Genomic DNA, 13160 nt, shown 5'->3' on the forward strand with positions numbered 1-13160 from the left:
GGGGGCGCGGCGAGCAGCTACCGCCGATGGATGAACGGAGGGCGGCCATTGAGGTCCTATTGCTTGCCGATCTTCCCGGCGATCTGGTTGGCGATGTTGATGCCGAGATCTCCCACGTCCTTGCGGCACGCGTCCACGTCGACGACGACGTTGCTGCGAACGGTCAACGCCCGCTGACACGGGACGGTCAAATTCACGCCGTTACGGCTGAAGCTCAGCGTTACGGTCGTGCTCAGCACCCCGTTGGCGTTGGTGACCGGTCCGACCTTCCACTGGAGTTCGGGATGGGTGCCGTCGGCGGGCACGGTGTCCAAGCGGTTGGCGCAGGCGGGCCATTGCTGCGACGAGGTGGTGAAAAACGCGTTCGCCTGGTCGGGCGCGGGGAACAACACGACAAACTGGTACACGTCAGGGCTTTCCAGGTCGTCCGCGCCCGGGGGAGTGGGTGCAAGGTCGTGGTAGCCGTAAACCGCCGTGTACCCGCTGTCCGCATAAACGGGTGCCAGGGCCGCGTGGAGGGCGTACTTGCATTCGGCGGGAAGCGTGTAGTCGCTGCGCTTGGCTGTGTCTTCTTCCAGCGCGGTCTTCGGTGGGTCGCTGGTGGTGCCGGTGACCCCCAGCATCGTGTCGATATCGCTAGGGCTGAGCATGAGGTCGGGCAGCTGGGCCTTGTTGAGGGGCGTCTTAGCCGCAGCCGTGGTGCTGCTGGTGGTCGACGACGCGGCGCTCCCGCCATCGTGGCTGCAGCCGGTGAGCAGTATTCCGGCGGCGGCTATGGCGACTGAAGCTGTCAGCTGGCGCATGTCGAATGCCTTTCCTGCCTAGGCAAGCCTTTTCGCGCACCCCCAGCGCGTCCCCTATTCAGAAGTCGGTCCGATGCAGCGTACGTCAGCGGCCGGGTGTCGCGAGGGGGTTCGGGGCCAAGCGATATGTTCGCGGTGTGACCGCAGTCGACTTCACCTCGGTAGCGCCGATCGTCCCGGTACGGAATCTCGACGTCGCCCTGGATCGCTATCGACGACTCGGCTTCGCTGCACGCGCATACGACGGACCAGATCGCTACGGGTTCGTCGACCGTGGATCCGTATCCATCCACCTGACGGAGTGGGACGAGCACGACCCGTTGCGAACCGGTGCAAGCGTGTACCTCTACGTCAGCGATGCCGACGTCCTCCATGCGGAGTGGGCTGCACTGGAAGACCTCGAGGGCCGCCTGCTCCCACCGCAGGACACTCCCTACGGTCTGCGCGAATTCGCCTATGTCGATCCGGACGGCACGGCGCACCGGGTCGGCTCGCGCATCTGATCAAGCTGATACCGCGGGCTTTTCGCCGGTCGGCGGGGCCCCGGCGGCCTGGCTGTGGGCGAGTGCCACGGTCGCGGCCGCCATCACCGCAACCGACAGGCCCAGTGCCACCAGGCCGATGTCGTTGGTGCGCAGCGTCTCACCGAGCACGGTGACGCCGAGCACCGATCCGACGACGGGCTCGGCGACGGTCACGGCCGGAAGCGACGCGGTGAGCGGACCGGCCCGAAACGCGGACTGCTCCCAGGCCGTCGCCGCGATGGCCACCACCACCCACACGTACACCTCGGGCAGGCGCAGCAGCGCGGGGATGCCGCGGTCCAGCTGGTCGACCACACCCTTGGTCAGTACCGAAAACAATCCCCACAGCGAGCCCGACATCAGACCCAGCAGCAGCGCGCCAACGGTGCCGGGGAACATGCGCGCGCCGATCACGCACAGGATGAGCGCCGGACCCATGACCAATGCCACGATGCTCCAGGTATGCACAGACCCGCGCGGCGTTCCCTCCTGGGGGTCGCCGACCGTCACGACCACCGCGACCGCCGCGGCCAGCAGCACGGCCCAAATGCCTTGCCGCGGCGTGATTCTCCGATGATTGGTCCGCGCGCTGATCAGCAACGCGAACAGCAACGACGTCACCAACAGCGCCTGCACCAGCACCACCGAGCCCAGGTCAAGCGCCGCTGCCTGCAAGCCGAACCCGGCGGCGGCCACCAGGCTGCCTGTCCACCATTGCCGATCGCGCAGGAGCTGGCGGAACAGAGCGATGGTTCCGACCGGCTTGTCGGTGACCTGTCGGGCGGATCGCTGCTGGATGACGTCTCCGAAACCCACCATCAGGGCGGACGCGACCGCGAGGAGCGCCGCGATATCCGTCTTGCCCAAGCGGACCTCCTGTGTAACCGGGGTTGCGACCCTAGACTTCTGGACGGTACGCGACACGGCGTTTCGAGGGGATGCACGCCATGAACGACACGAACTCCCGGATCGGCGTGCTGGCCACCGAGGCAATCGATCTGCTCATCGCCGCCGTCGACCAGGTTTCCCCGGAGCGCTGGGATCAGTCGTCCAACCTCGAGGGCTGGAGCCTGCGCGAGCTGGTCGGGCACGTCACGGGCAGCGCGGCGAAAGTGGTGACCCTGATCGAGGACGGTGAGCTCTGGGACCGCCCGTCGCAGCCTGCCGACTGGATATGCGATGACCCGAGCCAGCGGCTGCGCGAGCTGGCGGCGCGGCTGCGGGCCGGGTTGCCCGGCGCCGACCTCGACGGACCGCGGAGGTCGCCCGAAGGTGAGGTTCCGTTGCGGCGGGCGCTGACGTATCCGGTGTCCGACCTGGCCATGCACGCCTGGGACATCCAACGGTCGCAAGGGCGGCTGATCGAGCTGCCCGCGGACCTGCTGGGGCTGTGCCGCGGGTTGGTGGAGTCGCTGCCCGAGCACCTGTTGCGGCGGCCGGGCGGCTTCGGGCCGGCCCAGCCCGCACCGGATGACGCGACGCCGACCGTGCGGCTGATGGCTTTCCTGGGCCGCTCGGTCGACATCGGTGGCTGAGTCCGCCTGCGGCACAGGCGTTTTGCGGAGCTTCCCGTGGTCGGGCCAGTTACAGAGGCAGCACCAGCCCCCGCGCCGGGAGACGCACGGGTTGCCCGCCTCGGAGCGACAACGCGGGCGATGAGGCCGCCGCCCAGCCCAACGAACGCATTGTCGCTGAGAGGCGAGCACGTCGGGCATCCCCGCACCCAGCGACGGCTGTGGCGCATGTGACGAAGATGGGTGCCCTCAGCTGTTGCGGCTGATCTTGAGTGCGGTGGTGATCATGGGGATCTGCAGGGGCAACCGGGCCAGGGCGACGATCCGCATCGGCCAGGGCTTGTCCCACCACAGCCGGCACATGTTGACGTTGGCCGGAAACACGCCGACGAACAACACGGCGGCCGCGAGCGCGGCCAGTCGCCGCGTGCGTCGCGGCAGCAACGCCGCTCCGATGCCCACCTCGGCCACCCCGGACGCATAGGTGTAGAAGCGGGCGCTGCCCGGGAGCTCGGCCGGGACGATCGTGTCGAACGGCTTGGGCGCCACGAAGTGCAGCGTCCCCACGCCCAGGAGCATCGCCGCGACGCGATACGCGGTGAGCTCGGTGGTGTCACGCACGGCGACTGGTCTGGTTGTCATCGACCCATTGTGTCCTGTCACGCGCGGTCGGTATCGGGATGGCGGAAACTCAGGCCGTTTACTATTGGCCATACGGTATTTGTTACGATTCGCGTCATCTGCTGACACCCGCGCTGCCGACCGCAGCCAGACCGTTCGAGGTTGAGAACATGGCCAAACCCGTCATTGTCGGAGCGGTTCGGACGGCGATCGGCCGCTCCTTCAAGGGCACGCTCGTCAACACGCCACCCGAGACGCTGATCACCACGGTGCTTCCGGAGGTCGTGCGCCGCTCCGGCGTCGACCCGTCCGCCATCGACGACATCATCTTCGCTGAATCCCATTACGGGGGCGGGGATTTGGCGAGGTATGCCGCCACCGCCACGGGGATGGAGGACATTCCCGGCCAGTCGGTGAACCGGCACTGTGCGGGCAGCCTGACCGCCATCGGCAACGCGGCGGCGCAGATCGGTTCCGGGATGGAACGCGTGCTGATCGCCGGCGGCGTGCAGTCGTTGTCGATGACGCCGCTGACCAACTGGCGGATCCCCGGCCCGGAGCTCAAGTTCGAGGAGCGCTGGATGCCGCCGACGCACGTCGAAACGCCGGATGCACCCGCCAAGGACATGTCGATCACCGTGGGCTGGAACACCGCCCAGGCGGTCGGGATCACGCGCGAGGAGATGGACGCGTGGGCGGCCCGCTCACATCAGCGCGCCATCGCGGCCATGGACGCGGGCAAGTTCGTCGACGAGATCATCCCGCTGAAGGTCACCCAGTTCGACGGTTCGGTCACCGAGTTCTCCGTGGACGAGCATCCCCGCCGAGACACCACCGTCGAAAAGCTCGCCGCGCTCAAAGTGCTGCACCCCGAGATCGAGGGGTTCTCGATCACGGCCGGCAACAGCAGCGGCACCAACGACGCCGCCGCGGCGGTGGCTCTCGTGGACCGCGACTACGCCGCGGCCGAAAACCTCAATGTCATGGGCGCGGTCCGGGCGTGGGCGGCCGCGGGCGTCGCCCCCCGCGACACCGGGCTGGGGGCCGTCAAGGTCATCGGCAAAGTGCTGCAGCGGGCCGGGCTGTCGGTCGACGACGTCGCGCTGTGGGAGATCAACGAGGCGTTCGCCTCGGTGCCGATCGCGGCGTGCCGCGAGTACGGCATCGACGAGGAGAAGGTGAACTTCTCCGGCAGCGGCTGCAGCCTCGGCCACCCCATCGCGGCCTCGGGCGCGCGCATGGTGACCACGCTGGTCTACGAGCTGGCCCGCCGTGGCGGCGGCATCGGCGTCGCGGCCATGTGCGCGGGTGGTGGCCAGGGCGGCGCCGTGGTGATCGAGGTCTAGCGGCGATCGCGAGCGCGGCGGAGCCGGGCGATGGGGGCACCTCCCGCTTGCGGGGGACGGGTCGCCGCCATCGGGTCAGCGGCGATCGCGAGCGCGGCGGAGCCGGGCGATGGGGGCACCTCCCGCTTGCGGGGGACGGGTCGCCGCCGTCGGGTCAGCGGCGATCGCGAGCGCGGCGGAGCCGGGTGAAGCGGGTCGCCGCCGTCGGGTCAGCGGCGATCGCGAGCGCGGCGCTAGTTGCAGTACGTGTAGCCGATGAATTGCGTTCCGCGCGTGTCGCCGCTCGAGTAATTGGCGAAGTGCACCGCCGGTTCCCCGTTGTACTGGGTGTTCATCTTCTGCACGGTCGGCGGGGGAACACCTTTGGGAAAGGCCAGGATCATGTCGGCGAAGATGTTCAAGCCGACCTGGCAGATGGCCTCGCGCCGCGGCGGCTGTGGATTCCACGCGTGGACGATTACGGGCTCGGTGAGTTGATACCCGGCCGCGCAATTGGGATCGCAGACCTTGAACACGGCCGTGCCACTGCCGTCGGCGCCCTGTTGGCCCCACGAACTCCACGACATGTCTTGCAGCGCAACGGCGACGCTCGCGCAGCCCAGCACGTTGAGCCGCTTAGGCCGTTCGACGGGCGGAACGGACAGGTTGTAGCAGCCCGGGATCGCGAAGCTCTGCGGCGGTGCCGGCTGGGCGGTGGGTGGCTTGACGCCCTGGTCACCCTGGGTCAGCTTCAGCACCACGAAGGTGAGGATGCCGCCCAGCGCGACCGCCGAGACGATCCCGATCACAACCAGACGCCCCCGCGTACTGCGCCCCAGCCGACCCAACAAAGGAACGTTGCCCCCGCTCACGATCAACAGATTACGGCCGGAACATTCCGCGAGGGGTGGTGCCCGCCGGCGCCGCGATGGCAGGGTAAAGTTGGTCAACACTGCCAACTTAAGGATTGTGATGGCCTTGCAGCTGACGGATGACCACGAACTGGCCGCGCGGTTGGCCACCGAGGCTGGACGGCTGTTGCTCACGGTCCGGGAAGAGTTCGCAGACGCGGAAGCGGGCGAGCGGAAAGCCGCGGGCGACAAGCGATCCCATGACTTTCTGATGGAGGCGCTGGCGGGCGAGCGGCCCGACGACGCGGTGCTGTCCGAGGAGGGCGCCGACGACCCGGTCCGGCTGCGCTCGGAGCGGGTGTGGATCGTCGATCCGCTTGACGGGACGCGGGAATTCTCCGAGCTCGGGCGCGACGACTGGGCGGTCCACGTCGCGCTGTGGGAGGCCGGTGAGCTCGTCGCCGGGGCGGTGGCGCTGCCTGCGCAGGGGATCACCCTGGCCACCCCCGAGGTGGCCTGGCCCCCCGCCGCGCCGGGCAAGCCGCGCATCGTGGTGTCGCGCACCCGGCCCCCGGCCGTTGCGCTGACCGTCCGCGACGCGCTGGACGGGGTGCTGGTCGAAATGGGTTCTGCCGGGGCCAAAGTGGCATCGATCGTCCAGGGCTTGTCGGATGTGTACGTGCACGCCGGCGGCCAATTCGAATGGGACTCGGCCGCGCCGGTGGCCGTGGCAAGAGCGGCCGGCCTGCATACCTCCCGCATCGACGGGTCCGCCCTCGCCTACAACCGGTCGGACCCGAAATTGCCTGATTTGGTGGTCTGCCGGCCCGAGTTGGCGGAAGCCGTGCTGGCGGTCACGGGCTGATCGTCGCACCGGTGAGGTCGAGGGCGATGTCGACGAGCATGTCCTCCTGGCCGCCCACCATTGCCCCCGTCGGGGTTCGAATGGGAGCTGGGCTGGAACCCCATCGTCGTCGACGAGACCACCTGGGAGCCCACTACCCACCAGGGCATCAGCATCTGGGGCCACACCCCCGAGGGACAAACGATCATCGAGAAGCTCACCCAGTTCAAGGCCGGCGCCGCGTCGCTGCTACACAACGAGGACGTGGTGCCCGCGCTCGCGGGGGCGGGCATTCCCGATAACTGATCGAAGGGGAGCAACGTTGCGGATCGACACCCACCACCACGCCATCCCGTCCTTCTACCGAGACCTGTTGCAAAAGGCCAAGATCGACGACGAGAGCGGCCGCGCGCTGCCGGAGTGGAGCCCCGAGGGGTCGCTGCGAACCATGGGCGAACTGGACGTCGCTACCGCGATCCTGTCGGTGTCGACCCCGGGCACCGCCTTCCTGCCGGCCGCAACTGACGCCGCCGCCCTCGCGCGTGACCTCAACGATTACCTCGCCGGGCTCGCCGCGGCCCGGCCCGACCGGTTCGGCTTCTTCGCCACCATCCCCATGCCGCACCTCAGCGAGTCCGTCGACGAGGTCGCCAGATCGCTCGACGAGCTGGGCGCCGACGGCGTCGTCCTACTCGCCAACGGCGCCGGGGCCTACCTAGGCCTGCCCGACCAGGAAGAGGTGTTCGCCGCGCTGGACGCTCGCTCTGCGGTTGTGTTCATCCACCCCGCCAACCTGCCCGGCCCCGCCGTTGAAGGTGTGCCGCCGTTCGCGGCCGACTTCCTGCTGGACACCACCCGCGCGGCGTATCTGCTTGTGCGCAATGGCATTTGCCGCAGGTATCCCAACATCAAGTTCATCCTGAGCCATGCGGGCGGATTCGTGCCGTACGCCGCGCACCGCATGGCCCTCGCCATCATGGCCGACACCGGGCGCAGCCTGGCGGACACCCTCGACGACTTCGCGGGCTTCTACTTCGACACGGCGTTGTCGTCCAGCGCCACGGCGCTGCCCAGCCTGCTCGCCTTCGCCAAGCCCGGGCACGTCACCTTCGGCTCCGACTGGCCCTTCGCGCCGCTGGCGGCCGCCAAGCTGTTCGCCGCGGGGTTGGAGACCTACGCCGGGCTCGACGGGCCCACCCGGGGGGCGATCGAGCGCGGCAACGCGCTGGCGCTGTTCCCGCGGCTGGGGGCGGTCCCGCCGTCGGAATCCGCCTCGGCGTTCGACCGGATACGACGCAGCGCGAGCAGAGTGGTCATGCGGGGCGTCGTGCGGCTCGTCAATACCCGCTGACGCCGTCAGCGCAGCGCTTGCTGCCAGGACAGAATGCGTTCGGCCAGTTCGGGTCCGGAGTCTTCCTGGATGAAATGACTGGCGTTGATGCGGGCGTGCGGCTGGCCCGCGGCGCCGGGGATGTGCTTGATGAGGGGACGGTCAGCTTTGCCGAGGATCGGATCGCGGGCCCCGAAAATGGCGAGGCAGGGTTTCTCCCATTGGCCCAGGGCCTTCCACGCGGCCCTGTTGGCGGGGATCGCCGGATCGTCCGGTGAGGTCGGCACCAACTGCGGGAAGGCCCGGGCACCGGCCTGATACGTCTTGTCGGGAAACGGCGCGTCATACCCAGCCCTGACCCTGGCGGAAACCCGGCGCACGGTCCCCACCGCAACGATGCGGCCCGCGGGCAACACGGGGGAGTAGCGCGCGAACGCGCGCCAGGCGTAGAAGGCGGGCGGGGTGGGTCGCTCCGCGGTCGGCAGGAAGCCGTTGGCCACCACGAGCCGTGCGATGCGGTCACCCTGTTCGGCGGCGATGCGCAGCCCGATCAGCGATCCCCAGTCCTGCACGAACAGCGTCACGTCCTTGAGGTTCAGCCGTTCGAACCACGACGTCACCCATTCGACGTGCCGTTGATAGGTGTAATCCTCGATCCGGCCGGGCTTGTCGGAGCGGCCGAAACCGATCAGGTCGGGCGCGAGCACGCGGTTCCCGGCGTCGGCCAGCGGCTGGATCATCGTCCGGTACAGGTAGCTCCAGGTGGGCTCCCCGTGCAGCAGCACGATCGGCGGCCCGTCGGCGGGGCCCTCGTCCAGAAAGTGCATGCGCAGCGGCTGGGTGTCGCTTGCCGCGACGTCAACGTAGTTCGCTACGAACGGATAGCCCTCCAGGTTTTCGAATCGGGAGTCCGGGGTTCGTAGCACATGCATATTCAGCTCCTCCGGTGGGCGGGCGCCTCTGCAAGCCTCTCGCGACAACGCGAGTTCGTCTAGTGGGAGATTTCATTGGGCTAGACGTCGTGTGGACATTAAACTGGCTTGTTCATGGCGATTCGGCGCGCGGTCCTCGTCATCGCGGACATCAGCGGTTACACCCACTACATGCAATGGAACCGAACGCACCTAGCCCATGCGCAGTTGACGGTGGCGGGCCTGCTGGAGTCGGTGATCGACGCAGGCAGGGGGCTGAAGCTGGCGAAGCTCGAGGGTGACGCCGCCTTCTTCTGGGCGCCCGACGGCGACGCCAAAGTGCTGGTGTGTGACCGGCTGTCCCGGATGCGGGAGGCGTTCATCGCGCGGCGCGAGCGCTTCAAGAAGGACCTCGCCTGCGAGTGCGCGAGTTGCGCGCAGTTGGATAACCTCTCGCTGAAATTCGTGGTCCATCAGGGTGAGGTGGCCGAACAACGGGTGAAGCGCCACGTGGAGCTCGCCGGCTTCGACGTCATCCTGGTGCATCGCATGCTGAAAAACATGGTCCCCGTGGTCGAATACGTGCTGATGACCGATTCCGTCGCGGCCTGCCTCGACGAATCGGTGCGCTCCCAGTGCAAACCGCTGACCCACATCTTCGACGACATCGGGGAGACGCCGACGCACTACATCGACCTCGCGACCTCGCAGGTTTCCCTCGCACAGCCCGAGTCCGGCTTCTTTCGGCGGGTCGGGGCGACGATGAAACTCGAGCTGAGCTCGCTGCCGTTCGTGCTTGGCTTGAAGGAGCCCGCCGAGGGCTTCCGCAACCTGGGCCGCGGCGCCGAGGAGATCCCCGCCTAGCGGGCGTCGGCGAGCGCCCGGCCCATCCGCGAAACGGCCTCGGTCAGAATGGCCCGCGAGGTCGCGAAGTTCAATCGGACATGGCCGGCGCCGCCGGTTCCGAAGACGTGGCCGGAACTGAGCGCCACCCGAGCGTGGTCGAGGAACCACCGGGCGGCCCCGGACAGGTCGGCGACCACCGCCAGACCCGCGGCGGATTCTTCGACGAATCCGAGCTTCCGGCAATCCAGCCAGGCGAGGTAAGTCCCTTGCGGCCATTGGCATTTCACGCCCGGCAGGTGCTGGGTGACCAGATCGCCGAGCAGCGTTCGGTTTTCATCCAGGCCGCGCAGCAGTGCGTCGAGCCAATCGTCGCCGGTTCGGAACGCTTCGGCGTGGGCGATGACGCCGAAGTGGCTCGGCCCGTGGCTGACCTCCTCGGGCATCCGGTGCAGGTCCGCGACCGCCTCCGGTCCGGCGATGGCCAGCGCCGCCTTGAGACCGGACAGGTTCCAGGCCTTGGAGGCGGACATCAGGGCGAAGGCGTTCTCGGTTCCGGGCACCGTCAGGAATGGGGTGAACCGGGCGCCGGGCAAGACGACGGGCGAGTGAATCTCGTCCGACACCACCCGGACATCGAACCGGCGGGCCAGCTCGGCGACCGCGCCGAGTTCGTCGGCCGTGTGCACCGTCCCGGTGGGGTTGTGCGGATTGCACAACAGGTACGCCGCCCTGCCGCCCCCCGCGCGGGCGCGCGCGAAGGCTTCCGCCAACACGTCCAGATCGATCCGGCCCCCGGCGCCCAGCGGCGCCTCGACGATCCTGCGGCCGTCGTGCGACACGAACGCGTAGAACGGCGCATACACCGGCGGGTTGACGATGACGGCATCGCCACGGCCCGTGACCAAGCGCAGCACCTCGACGGCACCGAGCATGACGTCCGGGACGATCGCCGTGCGGCCGACCTCCAGGTCGTGCCATTGCCAACGGCGCGAGGCGAATTCGCTGACCGCTTCGGCGAACGCGGTGCCGCACGGGTATCCGGTGTCACCGATGTCGATGGCCCGCCGCAGGGCGTCGGCCACCGTCGGGGCGAGGTTGACGTCCATCTCGGCGACCCACAGCGGCAGCACGTCGTCCGGGTGCGCGCGCCACTTCATGCTGGTGCGCTCCCGGAGCTGTGGCAGCGTGAGTTCCTCGAGTGGGTTAAACGTCACTCGGGCAGACTAAGTGGCGAACGCGTGCTTTGGAATCGTGAGGGGCAGGTCGACCGAACTCAGCAGCCCGGGTTCTGCGGCAACGACATACGGCACGGCGTTGACCACGCGCATGGCGGTGGCGACCATGGCGCCGGCGCCCGACGTCATCCCCGCCACCCCGGCCTTGCGCGGGTCTTTGAGCGTCGCCGCCAAGGTGCAATCGATGTCGGGGTCGCCGCTGATCAGCACCCGATAGGACAGGTCCCCGATGCCGGTCGGCCAGTCCGGGGCGACGTCGTGGGCCAGCCGGGTGACGTGCTCGATGACGATGGCCTCGCGGCCGTCGACCACGCCGATCGCCCGCATGCGCAGCGCGCCACAGGTCCCCGCCTCGACGGTGCCCATGGCGACCTCCAGCGTCCGGTCGGTGACCGCGCGGTCGAAATATTCGCGGACCTCCTGCACCTCGACGCCGAGTGCGTCGGCGACCAACCGGATCTGTCCCTGCCATTCGCCGGCGATCGCCCCCGGAAACCCGATCCACGGCTGGTAGTCGAGCGGCCGGCCGAAACCCAATGCGTCGCTCATGATGTCGGGGACGCCGTAGTCGTCGTACAGACCGATCTCGAATGCGTGGATCTTCTCGATGGACGACGACTGGGTGGACAACACCAGCGGCAGGTAGTCGGCGGCGAAGCCGGGTTCGATCCCCGACGCGTACAGCGAAACCTGGCCGTGCTTGGCCGCGGCCACCAGCTGGTCGCGCCATTCCGCGGGTTCGTAGGCGTGCGGGTTGACCAGCCGCGTGGTGCTGGTCGTGACGACGTTGATGCCGGCCTCGAGTAGCCGGACGTAGTCGGGGATGGCCAGCGCGTCGCGCTCCGGGCCGCTGGCGGCGTAGATGACGCAATCGGGCTTCAGCGCGATCAGTGCGTCCGCGTCGGTGGTGGCGGTCAGACCGATCGGCTCGCCGTTGGCGAGTTCGCCGGCGTCCTTGCCGTCCTTCTCCGGCGAGTGCACCCACACACCGACCAAGTCCAGGTTTGGGCGACGCTGAATGGTCCGGATGGCGATCGACCCGATGCCGCCCGTCGCCCACACCACCACGCGGTGAGCCGTCATGCCGTCCTCCTCGTGGCGGGTGTGTGGTGAAAGCTGAGGCGGCCGTTGCCCTTACGCCGGCGGCCGGCTGCTATCGCTCAACGTTCGATTCGGAAGCTAACAGCGCGGGGCCGCGCGGTCAAGGGTTTAAGAGAGCGCACACTATCTTAAAGAACAAATCTTAGGTTACGCTGCCCCGGCCTACTCAGTTCGGTGGGCATCGCGGTCATGCTCCGCTTTACGCCTTCGACTAGACGTGTAACGTACGTCGCAACGGATTCGGCCAGCGAGGAGTTTGCCGTGTACACACTGCGCTTCGATATGCGTGCCCCGTCGTGGGGGGCTCCACCCGCCGCGCTGTACGCCGCGGTGCCCGAAATGTGTGCCTGGGCCGAGGAACACGGTGCTCTGGCCGCTGTCCTGTGCGAGCACCACGGCTCGGAGGACGGCTATTTGCCGTCGCCGCTGATGCTGGCGCCGGCCATCGCGGCGCGCACCGAGCGGTTGCCGATGAACCTGATCCTGATTCTGCCGTTCTACGACCCGGTGCGGTTGGCCGAGGACATGACGGTCCTCGACCTCGTCAGCGGCGGTCGCGCGTCGTACACGCTTGCCCTCGGGTACCGGCCCGAGGAGTTCGAGCACTTCGGGCTGGAAATCCGCAAGCGCGGCCGGCTCGCGGACGAAAAGCTGGGACTGTTGCGCCGGCTGCTCGCGGGCGAAACGGTTGACGACGGCGGCCGCCGGATCGCGGTGACACCGGCGCCACTCACCGAGGGCGGTCCGTCGATGATGTGGGGCGGGGGAACGTTGGCCGCCGCGCGTCGGGCCGGCAGGTACGGACTGGGCATGCTCGGCAACGCCAACGCCCCGGGCATGCAGGAGGCCTACGAGGAGGCGTGCCGCGAACACGGCCATACACCGGGGCCGACGATGTTTCCCAGCCGCGACACCCCTTCGGTGGTGTTCGTCGCCGACGACGTGGACCAGGCGTGGAAGGAGATCGGCGATCACCTGTTGCACGACGTGCGCACCTACGCCGCCTGGAATCCAGGGGACGAGACGACGGCCGGTTTCTCCCACGTGGACACCGTCGACCAGCTGCGCGAGACGGGGAAGTCGCACGTGATTATCTCTGTGCCAGAAGCTGTTTCGCGAGTCCGTGCCGGGCAGGTGCTCAACCTGTCGCCGCTGTGCGGCGGGCTGCCGCCCGAGATCGCGTGGCAGTATCTGAAGCGCGTGGGCGACGTCGTGCTTCCCGAGGCGCTTGGCTGACTTCCCCGAGCCGGATCCG

At 68.4% G+C, this 13160-nt stretch carries 14 protein-coding genes and 1 pseudogene; 8 read left to right on the forward strand and 7 right to left on the reverse strand.

Annotation, left to right across the window (positions count from 1 at the left end; genetic code table 11):
- Positions 1-56 precede the first annotated feature (56 nt).
- Positions 57-803, reverse strand: a complete 747-nt coding sequence (locus tag A5691_RS16965; RefSeq protein WP_067890990.1) for a sensor domain-containing protein — start codon at positions 801-803, stop codon at positions 57-59.
- 137 nt (positions 804-940) lie between these two features.
- Here A5691_RS16965 and A5691_RS16970 point away from each other — a divergent pair, with 137 nt between their 5' ends.
- Positions 941-1306 carry a VOC family protein gene (locus tag A5691_RS16970; RefSeq protein ID WP_067782096.1) on the forward strand — a complete coding sequence of 122 codons (366 nt, stop codon included), beginning with the start codon at positions 941-943 and terminating at the stop codon, positions 1304-1306.
- Here A5691_RS16970 and A5691_RS16975 read toward each other — a convergent pair whose 3' ends face one another.
- On the reverse strand, positions 1307-2194 hold the full coding sequence (locus tag A5691_RS16975) for a DMT family transporter (protein ID WP_068017038.1): 888 nt from the start codon (positions 2192-2194) through the stop codon (positions 1307-1309).
- Positions 2195-2274: 80 nt separating this feature from the next.
- Here A5691_RS16975 and A5691_RS16980 point away from each other — a divergent pair, with 80 nt between their 5' ends.
- The gene (locus A5691_RS16980) at positions 2275-2862 is read left to right on the forward strand and encodes a TIGR03086 family metal-binding protein (RefSeq protein WP_067890996.1); all 588 of its coding nucleotides are present in this window, start codon (positions 2275-2277) and stop codon (positions 2860-2862) included.
- Between the two features lie 228 nt (positions 2863-3090).
- Here A5691_RS16980 and A5691_RS16985 read toward each other — a convergent pair whose 3' ends face one another.
- Complete coding sequence (locus tag A5691_RS16985) at positions 3091-3483, reverse strand: hypothetical protein (RefSeq protein WP_067751424.1); 393 nt, start codon at positions 3481-3483, stop codon at positions 3091-3093.
- 149 nt (positions 3484-3632) lie between these two features.
- Here A5691_RS16985 and A5691_RS16990 point away from each other — a divergent pair, with 149 nt between their 5' ends.
- On the forward strand, positions 3633-4808 hold the full coding sequence (locus A5691_RS16990) for a thiolase family protein (protein WP_067751442.1): 1176 nt from the start codon (positions 3633-3635) through the stop codon (positions 4806-4808).
- A 233-nt stretch (positions 4809-5041) separates the two neighbouring features.
- Here A5691_RS16990 and A5691_RS16995 read toward each other — a convergent pair whose 3' ends face one another.
- Entirely contained in the window at positions 5042-5596 is a 555-nt protein-coding gene (locus A5691_RS16995) for a hypothetical protein (protein ID WP_082950371.1), read from the reverse strand.
- A 163-nt stretch (positions 5597-5759) separates the two neighbouring features.
- On the opposite strand from A5691_RS16995, the gene A5691_RS17000 reads away from it, so the two are divergent.
- From A5691_RS17000 to A5691_RS17010, 3 genes and pseudogenes are all read left to right on the forward strand, one after another.
- Complete coding sequence (locus A5691_RS17000) at positions 5760-6503, forward strand: 3'(2'),5'-bisphosphate nucleotidase CysQ (RefSeq protein WP_067751421.1); 744 nt, start codon at positions 5760-5762, stop codon at positions 6501-6503.
- A 66-nt stretch (positions 6504-6569) separates the two neighbouring features.
- A pseudogene (locus A5691_RS17005) lies at positions 6570-6788 on the forward strand (extradiol ring-cleavage dioxygenase); the annotation flags it as partial.
- 16 nt (positions 6789-6804) lie between these two features.
- A complete protein-coding gene (locus A5691_RS17010; protein ID WP_068017045.1) occupies positions 6805-7833 on the forward strand; it encodes an amidohydrolase family protein in 1029 nt (342 codons plus the stop codon).
- A gap of 5 nt (positions 7834-7838) precedes the next feature.
- Here the strand turns inward: A5691_RS17010 and A5691_RS17015 are convergent, their stop codons facing one another.
- Entirely contained in the window at positions 7839-8744 is a 906-nt protein-coding gene (locus tag A5691_RS17015) for a haloalkane dehalogenase (protein WP_067751419.1), read from the reverse strand.
- Positions 8745-8858: 114 nt separating this feature from the next.
- On the opposite strand from A5691_RS17015, the gene A5691_RS17020 reads away from it, so the two are divergent.
- Complete coding sequence (locus tag A5691_RS17020) at positions 8859-9587, forward strand: DUF2652 domain-containing protein (protein ID WP_067891454.1); 729 nt, start codon at positions 8859-8861, stop codon at positions 9585-9587.
- On the opposite strand, the gene A5691_RS17025 is transcribed toward A5691_RS17020, so the two are convergent.
- Both A5691_RS17025 and A5691_RS17030 read right to left on the reverse strand, forming a co-directional pair.
- On the reverse strand, positions 9584-10726 hold the full coding sequence (locus A5691_RS17025) for a MalY/PatB family protein (RefSeq protein WP_369827098.1): 1143 nt from the start codon (positions 10724-10726) through the stop codon (positions 9584-9586). The genes A5691_RS17020 and A5691_RS17025 overlap by 4 nt on opposite strands.
- Before the next feature lie 66 nt (positions 10727-10792).
- On the reverse strand, positions 10793-11887 hold the full coding sequence (locus A5691_RS17030) for a dihydrodipicolinate reductase (protein ID WP_067891449.1): 1095 nt from the start codon (positions 11885-11887) through the stop codon (positions 10793-10795).
- A 279-nt stretch (positions 11888-12166) separates the two neighbouring features.
- Between A5691_RS17030 and A5691_RS17035 the strand changes: the two genes are divergently transcribed.
- Positions 12167-13141: an LLM class flavin-dependent oxidoreductase gene (locus A5691_RS17035; RefSeq protein ID WP_067782111.1), complete on the forward strand. Its 975-nt coding sequence runs from the start codon at positions 12167-12169 to the stop codon at positions 13139-13141.
- The last annotated feature ends 19 nt before the right edge of the window (positions 13142-13160 follow it).

It is taken from the genome of Mycobacterium sp. E183, from assembly GCF_001667735.1.
Taxonomy (GTDB): domain Bacteria; phylum Actinomycetota; class Actinomycetes; order Mycobacteriales; family Mycobacteriaceae; genus Mycobacterium.